Annotated in this window: 9 protein-coding genes and 1 riboswitch; of the genes, 1 reads left to right on the top strand and 8 read right to left on the bottom strand. The window is 66.0% G+C overall.

The genetic code is table 11. The features are described 5' to 3' along the window. Nucleotides 1–19: 19 nt before the first annotated feature. Both thiS and C7H84_RS12355 read right to left on the bottom strand, forming a co-directional pair. Nucleotides 20–217 (bottom strand): sulfur carrier protein ThiS, encoded by a 198-nt coding sequence (gene thiS / locus C7H84_RS12360; protein WP_014898319.1) that lies wholly within the window; start codon nt 215–217, stop codon nt 20–22. A 33-nt stretch (nt 218–250) separates the two neighbouring features. Beyond that, the gene (locus C7H84_RS12355; protein ID WP_121859068.1) at nt 251–1,387 is read right to left on the bottom strand and encodes an FAD-dependent oxidoreductase; all 1,137 of its coding nucleotides are present in this window, start codon (nt 1,385–1,387) and stop codon (nt 251–253) included. A 235-nt stretch (nt 1,388–1,622) separates the two neighbouring features. Further along, a riboswitch (TPP riboswitch) is annotated at nt 1,623–1,746 on the bottom strand. 269 nt (nt 1,747–2,015) lie between these two features. Here C7H84_RS12355 and C7H84_RS12345 point away from each other — a divergent pair. Then, nucleotides 2,016–3,785 carry an ABC transporter ATP-binding protein/permease gene (locus C7H84_RS12345; RefSeq protein ID WP_121859067.1) on the top strand — a complete coding sequence of 590 codons (1,770 nt, stop codon included), beginning with the start codon at nt 2,016–2,018 and terminating at the stop codon, nt 3,783–3,785. 58 nt (nt 3,786–3,843) lie between these two features. On the opposite strand, the gene thpR is transcribed toward C7H84_RS12345, so the two are convergent. The 6 genes from thpR to C7H84_RS12320 all read right to left on the bottom strand — a co-directional run bounded on the left by thpR (nt 3,844) and on the right by C7H84_RS12320 (nt 13,559). Then, entirely contained in the window at nt 3,844–4,407 is a 564-nt protein-coding gene (gene thpR, locus C7H84_RS12340; RefSeq protein WP_121859066.1) for an RNA 2',3'-cyclic phosphodiesterase, read from the bottom strand. Next, nucleotides 4,404–5,930: an alanine/glycine:cation symporter family protein gene (locus C7H84_RS12335; protein ID WP_121859065.1), complete on the bottom strand. Its 1,527-nt coding sequence runs from the start codon at nt 5,928–5,930 to the stop codon at nt 4,404–4,406. The genes thpR and C7H84_RS12335 overlap by 4 nt, the downstream gene beginning before the upstream one ends. Before the next feature lie 139 nt (nt 5,931–6,069). Continuing rightward, nucleotides 6,070–6,456 (bottom strand): hypothetical protein, encoded by a 387-nt coding sequence (locus C7H84_RS36335; RefSeq protein WP_162999266.1) that lies wholly within the window; start codon nt 6,454–6,456, stop codon nt 6,070–6,072. Nucleotides 6,457–6,528: 72 nt separating this feature from the next. Beyond that, nucleotides 6,529–7,023, bottom strand: coding sequence for an RICIN domain-containing protein (locus C7H84_RS12330; protein WP_162999265.1), 495 nt, complete (start codon nt 7,021–7,023; stop codon nt 6,529–6,531). 280 nt (nt 7,024–7,303) lie between these two features. Further along, nucleotides 7,304–8,770: a glutamate synthase subunit beta gene (locus C7H84_RS12325; protein ID WP_121859063.1), complete on the bottom strand. Its 1,467-nt coding sequence runs from the start codon at nt 8,768–8,770 to the stop codon at nt 7,304–7,306. Between the two features lie 85 nt (nt 8,771–8,855). Further along, the gene (locus C7H84_RS12320; RefSeq protein ID WP_121859062.1) at nt 8,856–13,559 is read right to left on the bottom strand and encodes a glutamate synthase-related protein; all 4,704 of its coding nucleotides are present in this window, start codon (nt 13,557–13,559) and stop codon (nt 8,856–8,858) included. Between the last annotated feature and the right edge of the window lie 61 nt (nt 13,560–13,620).

The following is a 13,620-nucleotide window of genomic DNA, read 5'->3' as shown; positions in this document are numbered from 1 at the left end:
CGGGGCGAACCGGCGGCGCTCAGCCGCCCGCGACGGGGTGCACCACGTCGAGCTTGTCGCCCGTCGCGAGCGCGCGCGCCGCATGCTGCGTGCGCGCGACGAAATTGCCGTTCAGCGCGACCGCGTACGGCGGACGCGCGCCGTACGCGGCGAGCGCGTCGGCCACCGTCGCGCCGTCAGGCAGCGTCAGCGTCTGTTGATTGATCTGGATGTCCATGGAGCTTGATCGAATTCGGTCGGCGGCGCGCGCTCAGGCCGGCTGGCGCGCGTCGTCGCGGTGATGAAGAAGCGTCGGCCAGCGCGCGGCATCGCGCCACGCGGCGAACGCGTCGGCATCGGCGAACGCGCCGCCGAGCGCGGCTCGCGCGAACGCGACCGCCGCATGCGCGACTTCCGGCGCGATCATGAAGCCGTGCCGGTACAGGCCGTTGACGGCGAGCGTCGTCGCGCCGTCCCAGATCACCGCCGGGCGATGATCGGGCAGCGTCGGGCGGCACTGTGCATTGAGTTCGAGGATGCGCGCCTCGCCGAACGCCGGGTGCACGGAGAATGCCGCGCTCAGCAGTTCGAGCGCCGAGCGCACGCTGACGGGCGACATGTCCTCGCCCTCCACCTCGGTCGCGCCGATCACGTACAGGTCGTCCTGCTTCGGCGCGATGTACAGCGGATAACGCGGATGCAGCAGCCGCACGGGCCGCGTGAGCCCGATTCCGGGCGCCCGCACGCGCGCGACTTCGCCGCGGATGCCGCGTAGCGCCGGCAATGCGGATTTGGCGCCGAGCCCGCGGCAGTCGATCGTGAAATGCGCGTCAGGACGGTTCGCGTCGTCGACGGTCGCGTGCCAGTGCAGCTCGACGCCGCGCTGCGCGAGGCCCGCCGCAAGCGCGTGCAGCGCCTGCCGGTTGTCGAGCTGCCCTTCGCGCGGCAGCATCAGCCCGCGCGCGAAGCGCCCGGCGAGCGCGGGCTCGGCCGCGTCGACCTGCGCGCCGGCCAGCGCGACGAAGCCGCCGTCGAACAGCTCGGCCGGCGCGTTCGCGCGGAGGCGCCGCTCGAACAGCGGCGCCTCCGCGCGATCTGCGTGATGCCAGACGACGAGCGTACCGTGATGCTGGAAGAACACCGGTTCGGGCAGTTCCGCGAGCCATTGCGGCCAGCGCGCGAGCGACGCGGCCCCGAGCTCGGTGATCAATAGTTCGGCGCTTGCGGCCTCGGCGAGCGGTGCGAGCATCGCGGCCGCGATCCACGCGGCCGACTGCTCGCCGTCCGGGCCGCCGCGCTCGTACAGTGCGACGCGATGCCCGTCGCCGGCGAGCCGCCACGCGATCAGGCGGCCGACGAGGCCGCCGCCGAGCACCGCGAAATCCGGCCGGGAAGCGTGGATGTTCATCGCGCGTCCTCCCCGCGAACCGCGCGGGCCCGTGCGACGGACGCCGACGTGCGCGCGCCGCCTCGTGCAGACACACGCGACAGCGGATCGGGAACAGCGCAAAAGACTGAAGATTGTGCGGTCATCATTCCTTCCGTAACGCGCAAATGCGCGTACCCAAAAGGACGAAACCGGCAGCAAAGGCCGGCCGGGCGGGACTCGGGCGCTGACCATGTGGGATGGCAGCCAGCGCGACCCGGCGGGATCAGAAACTTCCCTCGCCGGTATTACCCGGATCGGGTGCGAAGGGTCTTTCTCAGCCTCGCCGCGTCGCCCGGAATTGTCCGTCGGCCGCGCTCGAAGCACCCCTGTTTCGTCGTCGGCCATTAGACCATAAAAGCGGAAAGCGCCGCAAACTGTCCCCCTTGCGGCAAATTCGACGTCGCGCTGCGCCGCTCTGGCACAATGCCCGCAGGCCGGTCGCACAAGCTGCCGGTTGCCGCATCACCGCCGGCCTTAAGTGCCGTTTAAGACGGGCGGGCGACCATCCGGACGCCCGCCGTCAGTCGGCACCTCGTCCCGGCATGCCTTATCGCGGCGCGCGCCCGGCTACGCCCGGCCCGCGCGCCGGCTACTCATCAGGAAGCACATGACCCAATCGATCGATCCCGTCCGCTCCGCCTCCGACGCGCCGCAGGACGAGCGCCCGGTATCCGCATGGAGCCTCATCAAGCCCTACTGGGTGTCGTCCGAATGGAAAATCGCGTGGACGCTGCTCGTCACGATCATCGTGATCAATCTCTGCGTCGTCTGGATCAACGTGCAGCTGAACAAGTGGAACGCGGCGTTCTACAACGCGCTGCAGTCGAAGAACGTCCACGACTTTCCGAACCTGCTGATGCAGTTCTCCGCGCTCGCGTTCGGCTTCATCATTCTCGCGGTGTACGGCCGCTACCTGCGCCAGATGCTCGGGTTCCGCTGGCGCCAGTGGCTCACCGACCGCTTTCTCGGCCAGTGGCTCGGCGATCGCGCGTTCTACCGGATCGAACGCGACCGGCTCGCCGACAACCCCGACCAGCGGATCACCGACGATCTCCAGTCGTTCGCGACGACGACGCTCGCGCTGTCGCTCGACCTGCTGTCGACGGTCGTCACGCTCGTGTCGTTCATCACGATCCTGTGGTCGCTCGCCGGCGCGCTGACGTTTTCGCTCGGCGCGACGCCGATCACGATCCCCGGCTACATGGTCTGGGCCGCCGCGCTGTACGCGGTGGTCGGCTCGCTGATCATCCAGAAGGTCGGGCACCCGCTCGTGTCGATCAACTACCAGCAGCAGCGCGTCGAGGCGGACTTCCGCTTCGGACTGATCCGCGTGCGCGAGAACGCCGAGCAGATCGCGTTCTACGACGGCGAAAAGACCGAGACGGTCAATGCGCAGAGCCTGTTCACGCGCATTCGCGACAACTGGTGGCGCGTGATGAAGTACACGAAGCGCCTCACGTTCGTGCTGAGCTTCTACGGGCAGATCGCGATCATCTTCCCGCTCGTCGTCGCGGCGCCGCGCTATTTCGCCGGTGCGTTCTCGTTCGGCGTGCTGATGCAGATCTCGTCCGCGTTCGGCACCGTCAGCGATTCGTTCTCGTGGTTCATCAACAGTTACTCGACCCTCGTCGAATGGCGCGCCACCGTCAACCGTCTGCGTGAATTCAAGCGCGTGATGGGCACGTCGCACCTGAAGGAAAGCCTGTCGCCCGCGACCGAGCACGGCGGCATCAACCTGCACTACGTCGATGCCGCGAAGCTGTCGACGTCGGCGCTGAAGCTCGCGCTGCCGAACGGCAACGCGCTCGCGAACATCGGCAACGTGACGATCGAGCCCGGCTCGCGCTGGCTCGTGATCGGCAAGTCGGGCTCCGGCAAGAGCACGTTCATGCGCGCGCTCGCGGGCCTCTGGCCGTTCGGCGACGGCGCGATCGACGCGCCCGTCGGCGCGCGGATGATGTTCGTGCCGCAAACCAGCTATTTGCCGATCGGTACGCTGAAGGCCGCCCTTACTTACCCGGCCGCGCCCGACGCGTTCACCGACGACGCGTGCCGCGACGCGCTGCGCGCGTGCCACCTCGCTGACTACGTCGAGCGCCTCGACGAAACCGGCCACTGGACGCGCGTGCTGTCGCCGGGCGAACAGCAGCGTCTCGCCGGCGCGCGCGTGCTGCTGCACAAGCCGGACTTCCTGTTCCTCGACGAAGCGACCAGCGCGCTCGACGCCGACAACGAAGCACGGCTCTATCATCTGTTCGCCGAACGGCTGCCGCAGGCCGCGATCGTCAGCATCGCGCACCGCGAGTCGCTCTCCGCGTTCCACGTCGGCACGATCAACGTCGAGCGCGTGACCGATAACGACAAGGTCGCCGCGTAACGGCCAACGGTCAGCAGCACAAGGCCGGCGCGCGCTGCGCCGGCCTCCTCTCCCGCCCCTACCCGTCCTCTCGCACCGCCGGCGCGACCGGTGCCGACACGATCGGCACATGCGACACGCCGTCGTGCGACAGCCGGCTTTCGAACAGCGTCAGCGCGACGAAGCGCAGCGCGACCGGCCGGCCGGTGGCGCCGCCGTGCGCGGGTTGTCCGTCAGCATCGTGCGGCAGCCGCGCGAGCGTCACGTGCGGCCGGAACGGCCGGCGGTCGGCCGGCACGCCCAATTCGCGCAGCAGCGCGGACAAGTCGGCATTCAGCGCCGCACAGGCCGGCTCGGCAGCGAGTTCCGCGACGATCAGCCGCGCACGCGGCAGGCTCGGCCACCACGCAATCCGCTCGACCGGCTGCAACGGCAGCGCGTGCGCGGCCGCGAGCGCCGGCAGGTGTGCGGCCAGCGCGTCGCAGCGTGCGCGTTCGATCGCGCCGATGAACGCGAGCGTCACATGCAGTTGCGCGGGCAGCGTACGGCGCGCGCCGCGGGTGACCGGCAACGCATGCAGCGCGTCGCGCGATGCCGGATCCGGCATCAGTGCGACGAACGCACGGAGCCGGTCGCCATTCATGACTCGCGCACCGCCACGCGTGTTTCAGCCACCGCTTCTGCCGCCGCTTCTGCCTCTGCCCCACCCGCGGCTTCGGCCGACGCCTGGCGCCGCGGCACCGGGCCGTGCTCGCCCCACACGTCGGCCGGCAGCACGCGGGCAAGTTCGGGAATCGTATTGCGCGTGAATACCGGATCGGCGATGCCCTGCGCGCGCTGGCGACGATAGTCGTGCCACGCGGCATGCGCATATTTGCCGAGCGCGAGGATCGCGACCAGGTTGACGATCGCCATCAGCCCCATGCTCGTATCGGCCATCGCCCACACGAGCGGCAGTTGCCCGACGCTGCCGAACATCACCATCCCGAGCACCGCGACGCGGAACAGCGGCAGCACGCCGCGCCGCTTCGTGATGAACTCGACGTTGCCTTCCGCATATGCGTAGTTGCCGATCACCGACGAATACGCGAAGAAGAAGATCGCGACGGCCATGTAGATGCCGCCCCAGCCGCCGACGTGGCTCGCGATCGCGCGCTGCGTGAGCGCCGCGCCTTCCATGCCGGTGCCGAGTTCGTACTGGCCCGACAGCAGGATCACGAACGCGGTCGCGCTGCAGATCACGATCGTGTCGACGAATACGCCGAGCATCTGGATCAGCCCCTGCACGACCGGATGGCGCACGCTCGCGGTCGCGGCTGCGTTCGGCGCACTGCCCATGCCGGCCTCGTTCGAAAACAGCCCGCGCTTCACGCCCATCGCGACCGCCTGGCTGACCGCAAAGCCGGTCAGGCCGCCGGCCGCCTGCTCGAGCCCGAACGCGCTCTTCACGATCAGCGCGAGCACGTCCGGCACCAGCGCGATGTGTGTCGCGACCGCATAGACCGCCAGCGCGAGGTAGCCGATCGCCATCACCGGCACGATCACCTGCGCGACCGACGCGATGCGGCGAATTCCGCCGAAGATGAGCGGTGCGGTGAGCAGCACGAGGCCGAGGCCGACCGTCTCGCGGCTCCAGCCGAACGACGTGTGGAATGCGTCGGCGATCGCATTGGCCTGCACCGCATTGAACACGAAGCCGAACGCGAGGATCAGCGACAGCGAGAACAGCACGCCGAATGCGCGCGAACGCAGGCCCGTCTGGATGTAGTACGCGGGGCCGCCGCGATAGCTGCCGTCCGGGTGCGACACCTTGAAGATCTGCGCGAGCGTCGCCTCGACGAACGCCGACGACATCCCGACGAGCGCCGTCATCCACATCCAGAAGATCGCGCCCGGGCCGCCGACCGTCAGCGCGACCGCGACGCCGGCGATGTTGCCGGTGCCGACGCGGCTCGCGAGCCCGGTCGCGAACGCCTGGAACGACGAGATGCTGCCCGGCTCGCCCTTGCTGCCGACCAGCTTGATGCTGAGGAACAGCGCCTTCAGCTGGATCATCCGGAACCGCAACGTGAACCACGCGCCGGAGCCGAGCAGCAGCGCGATCAGCACATAGTTCCACAGCACGCCGTTGACGGCGTCGATCAGCCCATGCATGAATGCTTCCATCCAGAGTCCTTGTAAATTGGGTCGGTCATGTGCGGCCTGCGCGCGAACGCGGCCGGAGGGGCGACATGATATGACAGTTTCCAAGGAATATTACAAAATGAAAGAAAACGGAATCGCGGGAAATCAATGCCCGATGCGATCAGGTTAGGCGACGCTTCGGGAAAATGGCGGGGGTACGCGGCGGGAGGGCGGGCGACACGCGCATGCCTGGGACTTGCGTCATGCCCCGAGTCCTGCTCTTCGTCACACGGCGAGGCTGGCTCGGCGCCGAGCAGCGATCCGAAGCGGATGCCGCAGCGGGCGATTCGCGATTTGCGACACCCGAAAACAGTCGCAATAGTGAATCACCAGACAGAAATAGTGATGAAAAACGAAATTGTCCTTTAAGCAGAATTTTTTGATATCCATTAATCACGACAGACCAACCAAAATGCCCGATCACGAAAAATAGAGATAAATCGTGCAGATCCAATGCAGTTTCCGGCGATGCCGGTTGATTGCCGTTAAAGAATTCGACGGTCGACAACGCGCATGCGTCGGAGTCAGTCGGCGCGGATCGCCACGGGCACACTCTACCCGCGGCGACCGCAAACAATCCTTATGCTCGTAGCGATTGGGGCGCTCTTTCGGCGACTGCCTGGAAGGCATGAACCGGCGTCCATTGCTGTGCGTGGGTCCCGTTGTAGGGGAACGCCCAGACGAGGTTGTTGGCTTGCAGGCTATCGTAATGATCGTCGATCACGAGGCCGGTGTTGGCGAGTGACGTGATGTAGCCGGGGCGAATCGAGATACTCCACCGCTGCGAAGGCGCTCCCGTGAACGGGCGCAGGACCAGCGGGGTTTCGGGGGCGACCTTGCCGTCGGCGAAATCGACCGCCAGCTTGCCCCCGCCGTTCGATTCGCTGAAGTCGAGAATGATGAAACCGTGGGTGGGATCGTAGTCCCACAAGGTCTGCACATTCGGGTCGGTGAAGTAACGCAGCTGCACCGGGGCATTGGGGCCGATCACGCTGCCGTTGGTATTGTTCTGGGCAACACCGAGGACACGCGTCGGATCCTGCGTAAACTGAAATGACATCGATACATACGCCATGATTTTCTCCAAAGGGTATGAAAACCTGACCATTCAATATGCCCGAATTAATCGGACCAAAGTCACTATAGGCGGCGGCAGATCTCGATTCAACCTCTGTTTTCGAGATACATATCGATATTTTTGATTTTATAAATGGTCGATTTAATTGATGCCCAATTAATCACTGGAAACTCACGGAAAACCCCTGCCAGCCAATCGTCGCAGACTCGCGCCCCATAAAAAAACCGGAAGCCCTTTCGGACGTCCGGTTTTGATCGAAACCGCCTCGCACTTCAGCTCAGCGCGGCAGTTCCGAATGCCCCATCAGGTACGCGTCGACCGAGCGCGCGCACTGGCGGCCTTCGCGGATCGCCCAGACGACGAGCGACTGGCCGCGACGCATGTCGCCTGCCGCGAACACCTTGTCCACCGACGTGTAGTACGAGCGATCGCCTTCGGTCGCCGCACGCGCATTGCCGCGAGCGTCCTTCGCGACACCGAATGCCTCGAGCACGGTGGCTGCCGGCTGCGTGAAGCCCATCGCGAGCAGCACCAGGTCGGCCTTCAGCTCGAACTCGGAGCCCGGCACTTCCTGCATCTTGCCGTCCTTCCACTCGACGCGCGCGGCGATCAGCTTCTCGACCTTGCCGTTCTTGCCTTCGAGACGCTTCGTCGCGACCGCCCAGTCGCGCTCGCAACCTTCTTCGTGCGACGACGACGTCCGCAGCTTGATCGGCCAGTACGGCCACACGAGCGGCTTGTTTTCCTCTTCCGGCGGCTGCGGCAGCAGTTCGAACTGCGTGACCTGCTTCGCGCCGTGACGGTTCGACGTGCCGACGCAGTCCGAACCCGTATCGCCGCCGCCGATCACGATCACGTGCTTGCCCTTCGCGAGCAGCTGGTCGACGAGCTTGTCGCCCGCGTTCACGCGGTTCTGCTGCGGCAGGAAGTCCATCGCGAAATGGACGCCGGCAAGCTCGCGGCCCGGCACCGGCAGGTCGCGCGGCGTTTCCGAACCGCCGGCGATCACGACCGCGTCGAATTCTTCCTTCAGCTTGTCCGGCGAAATGGTTTCCTTCGCGAGGCTGCCGATCGATTCGGGCAACGGATCCTTGCCGATGAACACGCTGGTGCGGAACGTCACGCCTTCCGCTTCCATCTGGCGCATACGGCGATCGATCAGCCACTTCTCGAGCTTGAAGTCAGGGATCCCGTAACGCAGCAGGCCGCCAACGCGATCGTTCTTCTCGAACACCGTCACGTCATGGCCGGCGCGCGCGAGCTGCTGCGCGGCGGCGAGGCCCGCGGGGCCCGAACCGACGACCGCGACCTTCTTGCCGGTCTTGTGCTCGGCCGGCTGCGGCTTCACCCAGCCTTCCGCCCAGGCCTTGTCGATGATCGCGTGCTCGATCGACTTGATGCCGACCGGATCGTCGTTGATCCCGAGCGTGCACGCCGCTTCACACGGCGCCGGGCAGATGCGGCCCGTGAACTCGGGGAAGTTGTTGGTCGAATGCAGGACTTCGATCGCCTGCTGCCAGTCCTGGCGGTAAACGAGATCGTTGAAATCCGGAATGACGTTGTTGACCGGGCAGCCGTTGTTGCAGAACGGGATGCCGCAATCCATGCAGCGCGCGCCCTGGACCTTCGCGTCCGCGTCGGTCAGTGCCGCGACGAATTCCTTGTAGTGCTTCACGCGCGTGAGCGGTGCTTCGTACGCCTCGTGGCGGCGTTCGAACTCCAGAAAACCGGTTGCCTTGCCCATAAGGTGCTCTTCTGTTCGGTGTATCGGGTGGGGGAGCCGCGCGCGGCCATCAGGCGCGCGCGGCAGTCGCTATGTCGTTCGTCGCTCAGGCGGCCAGCACTTCCTTCGCCGCCTTCTTCGCACCGATCTCGCCCAGCGCGCGCTTGTATTCGTGCGGGAACACCTTCACGAACTGGCGGCGCGCCGCGTCCCAGTTTTCCAGCAGCGACTTCGCGCGCGGCGAACCCGTGAACTGGAAATGGCGCTCGACGAGCCCCTTGAGCAGCGCTTCGTCCGTCGTGCCTGCGTGCCAGAGCGCGCGGTCGACCGTACGCTCCTGCTCGGCCTGCTGCAGCACCGGCTCGAGCGCGACCATCGACTTGTTGCACTTCGCCGCGAACGTGCCTTCCGGATCGTAGATGTACGCAAGACCGCCCGACATGCCGGCCGCGAAGTTGCGCCCGGTTTCGCCGAGCACGACGACCGTGCCGCCCGTCATGTATTCGCAGCCGTGGTCGCCCGTGCCTTCGACGACCGCCGTCGCGCCCGAGTTGCGCACGCAGAAACGCTCGCCCGCGACACCGCGGAAGAAGGCTTCGCCTTCGATCGCGCCGTACATCACCGTGTTGCCGCAGATGATGTTTTCCTCGGACTTGCCGCGGAAGTCGTTGGTCGGTCGGATAATGATCCGGCCGCCCGACAGGCCCTTGCCGACGTAGTCGTTGCCGTCGCCGACGAGGTCGAGCGTCACACCCTTCGCGAGGAACGCGCCGAAGCTCTGGCCGGCCGTGCCCTTCAGCTGGATGTGCACCGCGTCGTCGGCCAGGCCGTCGTGGCCGTGCTTCTTCGCGATCACGCCCGACAGCATCGCGCCGACCGTACGGTTCACGTTGCGCACCGGCTGGATGAACGACACATGCTCGCCGTGCTCGATCGCGGCCTTCGCCTTCTCGATCAGCACGTGGTCGAGCGCACGCTCGAGGCCGTGATCCTGCACGTCGACGTGACGCGGCGCGACGTCCTCGCAGTCTTCCGGCTGGTAGAACACGCGGGAGAAATCGAGGCCCTTCGCCTTCCAGTGCTCGATGCCCTTGCGCGTATCGAGCAGGTCGGCGCGGCCGATCAGGTCGTCGAACTTCGCGACGCCGAGCTGCGCCATGATTTCGCGCACTTCCTCGGCGACGAAGAAGAAGTAGTTCACGACGTGCTCGGGCTGGCCCTTGAACTTCGCACGCAGCACCGGATCCTGCGTCGCGACGCCGACCGGGCACGTGTTCAGGTGGCACTTGCGCATCATGATGCAGCCTTCGACGACGAGCGGCGCCGTCGCGAAGCCGAATTCATCCGCGCCGAGCAGCGCGCCGATCACGACGTCGCGGCCCGTCTTCATCTGGCCGTCGGCCTGCACGCGGATCCGGCCGCGCAGGCGGTTCAGCACCAGCGTCTGCTGCGTTTCTGCCAGGCCGAGCTCCCACGGCGTGCCCGCATGCTTGACCGACGACAGCGGCGATGCGCCCGTGCCGCCGTCGTGACCCGCGATCACGACGTGATCGGCCTTCGCCTTCGCGACACCGGCCGCGACCGTGCCGACGCCGACTTCCGACACCAGCTTCACCGAGATGCTCGAGCTCGGGTTCACGTTCTTCAGGTCGTGGATCAGCTGCGCCAGATCCTCGATCGAATAGATGTCGTGGTGCGGCGGCGGCGAGATCAAGCCGACACCCGGCACCGAGTAACGCAGCTTGCCGATGTATTCCGACACCTTGTGGCCCGGCAGCTGGCCGCCTTCACCCGGCTTCGCGCCCTGCGCCATCTTGATCTGGATCTGGTCGGCCGATGCCAGGTACTCGGCGGTGACGCCGAAGCGGCCCGACGCGACCTGCTTGATCTTCGAGCGCAGCGAATCGCCGTCCTTCAGCGGAATGTCGCTGACGATCTCGTCGCCGATCACCGACTTCAGCGTCTCGCCCGACTTGATCGGAATGCCGCGCAGTTCGTTGCGATAGCGCTTCTGATCCTCGCCGCCTTCGCCGGTGTTCGACTTGCCGCCGATCCGGTTCATCGCGACCGCGAGCGTCGCGTGCGCTTCGGTGCTGATCGAACCGAGCGACATCGCGCCCGTCGCGAAGCGCTTCACGATTTCCTTCGCCGATTCGACGTTTTCGATCGGGATCGCCTTGGTCGGCTCGACCTTGAACTCGAACAGGCCGCGGAACGTCATGTGACGCTTGGTCTGGTCGTTGATCAGGTGCGCGTATTCCTTGTACGTCTGGTACGAGTTGCTGCGCGTCGCGTGCTGGAGCTTCGCGATCGAGTCCGGCGTCCACATGTGGTCTTCGCCGCGCACGCGGTACGCATACTCGCCGCCCGCGTCGAGCATGTCGCGCAGGACCGGGTTGTCGCCGAATGCGTCGCGATGCAGGCGGATCGCTTCTTCCGCGACTTCGAACAGGCCGATGCCGCCGACCTTCGATGCCGTGCCCTTGAAGTACTTCTCGACGAGGTCGCTCGACAGGCCGAGCGCCTCGAAGATCTGCGCGCCCGTGTACGACATGTACGTCGAGATGCCCATCTTCGACATCACCTTCTGCAGGCCCTTGCCGACCGCCTTCGTGAAGTTGTAGACGGCCTTCTCCGGTGACAGGTCGCCCGACAGGCCTTCGGCCATCTTCGCGAGCGTTTCCATCGCGAGATACGGGTGCACGGCTTCCGCGCCGTAGCCCGCGAGCAGCGCGAAGTGGTGCGTCTCGCGTGCGGAACCCGTCTCGACGACGAGGCCCGTGCTCGTGCGCAGCCCTTGCTGGACGAGGTGCGTGTGGATCGCCGACGTGGCGAGCAGCGCGGGAATCGCGACATGCTCGGCGTCCGTCTTGCGGTCCGACACGATCAGCATGTTGTAGCCCGACTTGACCGCGTCGACGGCTTCCGCGCACAGCGACGCGAGGCGTGCCTCGATGCCTTCCTTGCCCCACGCGACCGGGTAGCAGATGTTCAGTTCGTAGGCGCTGAACTTGCCGCCCGTGTACTGGTCGATCGCGCGGATCTTCGCGATGTCCTTGAAGTCGAGCACCGGCTGCGACACTTCGAGGCGCATCGGCGGGTTGATGTTGTTCGTATCGAGCAGGTTCGGCTTCGGGCCGATGAACGACACGAGCGACATCACCATGTTCTCGCGGATCGGGTCGATCGGCGGGTTCGTGACCTGCGCGAACAGCTGCTTGAAGTAGTGATAGAGGGTCTTGTTCTTGTTCGACATCACCGCGAGCGGCGAGTCGTTGCCCATCGAGCCGACGGCTTCCTCACCCTGCTGCGCCATCGGCGCCATCAGGAACTTCAGGTCTTCCTGCGTGTAGCCGAACGCCTGCTGGCGATCGAGCAGCGCGGCGCCCTGCGTGCGGCCGGCCGCGACGTCCTCGGCCTTCGGCTCGATCTCGTCGAGCTTGATGCGCACGGCGTCGATCCAGCTCTTGTACGGCTTCGCGTTCGCAAGGTTGTCCTTGAGCTCCTTGTCGTCGATGATGCGGCCGTGTTCCATGTCGATCAGGAACATCTTGCCCGGCTGCAGGCGCCACTTCTTGACGATCTTCGATTCGGGGATCGGCAGCGTGCCGGCTTCCGACGCCATGATGACCAGGTCGTCGTCGGTCACGATGTAGCGTGCCGGACGCAGGCCGTTACGGTCGAGCGTCGCGCCGATCTGGCGGCCGTCGGTGAACGCGATCGCGGCGGGGCCGTCCCACGGCTCCATCATCGCGGCGTGGTATTCGTAGAACGCGCGGCGGTTCTCGTCCATCAGCGTGTGCTGCTCCCACGCTTCCGGGATCATCATCATCACCGCGTGCACGAGCGGGTAGCCGGCCATCACCAGCAGTTCGAGACAGTTGTCGAACGATGCGGTGTCCGACTGGCCCGGATAGATCAGCGGCCACAGTTTCGGCAGATCATCGGCGAGCACGTGCGACGCGATCGCGCCGGTACGCGCGTTCAGCCAGTTCACGTTGCCCTTCACGGTGTTGATCTCGCCGTTGTGCGCGATCATCCGGTACGGGTGAGCCAGTTCCCACGCCGGGAACGTGTTGGTCGAGAAGCGCTGGTGCACGAGCGCGAGCGCCGACACGACGCGCTCGTCCTGCAGGTCGCGGTAATACACGCCGACCTGGCCCGCCAGCAGCAGCCCCTTGTAGACGACCGTGCGCGCCGACATCGACGGCACGAAGTATTCCTTGCCGTGCTTGAGCTTCAGCGCCTGGATGCGGTGGCTCGCGGTCTTGCGGATCACGTACAGCTTCCGCTCGAGCGCGTCCGTGACCATGATGTCCTTGCCGCGGCCGATGAAGATCTGGCGGATCAGCGGCTCGCTCGCCTTGACCGTCGGCGAGATCGGCATCGCATGGTCGACCGGCACGTCGCGCCAGCCGAGCACGACTTGGCCTTCGGCCCGCACCGTCCGCTCGAGCTCCTGCTCGCACGCGAGACGCGACGCGTTTTCCTTCGGCAGGAAGATCATCCCGACCCCATATTCTCCGGCCGGCGGCAGCGTCACGCCCTGCTTCGACATTTCCTCGCGATAGAACGCGTCCGGAATCTGGATCAGGATGCCCGCGCCGTCGCCCATCAGCGGATCGGCACCGACCGCACCGCGATGGTCGAGGTTCTCGAGGATCTTCAGACCCTGCTGAATGATCTCGTGGCTCTTCTTGCCCTTGATGTGAGCGACGAAGCCGACGCCACAGGCGTCGTGTTCGTTTTGCGGGTCGTACAGACCTTGTGCGGCGGGCACCGCGGCGAGCGGCTGCTGGTGGTCGTTCATGGGGACACCGTCGTAAAGGGGCCGCGAGGGCCGTTGAACCATTTTTTTGTTGCCGTCGATC

Origin of the sequence: Burkholderia sp. Nafp2/4-1b (assembly GCF_003635165.1) — a bacterium.
Classification (GTDB): domain Bacteria; phylum Pseudomonadota; class Gammaproteobacteria; order Burkholderiales; family Burkholderiaceae; genus Burkholderia.
This window is presented reverse-complemented; position numbering and strand designations above follow the sequence as displayed.

Coding starts and splice junctions, on each gene's coding strand:
- thiS (WP_014898319.1), bottom strand. CDS start 217: ATGGACATCCAGATCAATCAACAGACGCTGACGCTGCCTGACGGCGCG.
- C7H84_RS12355 (WP_121859068.1), bottom strand. CDS start 1,387: ATGAACATCCACGCTTCCCGGCCGGATTTCGCGGTGCTCGGCGGCGGC.
- C7H84_RS12345 (WP_121859067.1), top strand. CDS start 2,016: ATGACCCAATCGATCGATCCCGTCCGCTCCGCCTCCGACGCGCCGCAG.
- thpR (WP_121859066.1), bottom strand. CDS start 4,407: ATGAATGGCGACCGGCTCCGTGCGTTCGTCGCACTGATGCCGGATCCG.
- C7H84_RS12335 (WP_121859065.1), bottom strand. CDS start 5,930: ATGGAAGCATTCATGCATGGGCTGATCGACGCCGTCAACGGCGTGCTG.
- C7H84_RS12330 (WP_162999265.1), bottom strand. CDS start 7,023: ATGGCGTATGTATCGATGTCATTTCAGTTTACGCAGGATCCGACGCGT.
- C7H84_RS12325 (WP_121859063.1), bottom strand. CDS start 8,770: ATGGGCAAGGCAACCGGTTTTCTGGAGTTCGAACGCCGCCACGAGGCG.
- C7H84_RS12320 (WP_121859062.1), bottom strand. CDS start 13,559: ATGAACGACCACCAGCAGCCGCTCGCCGCGGTGCCCGCCGCACAAGGT.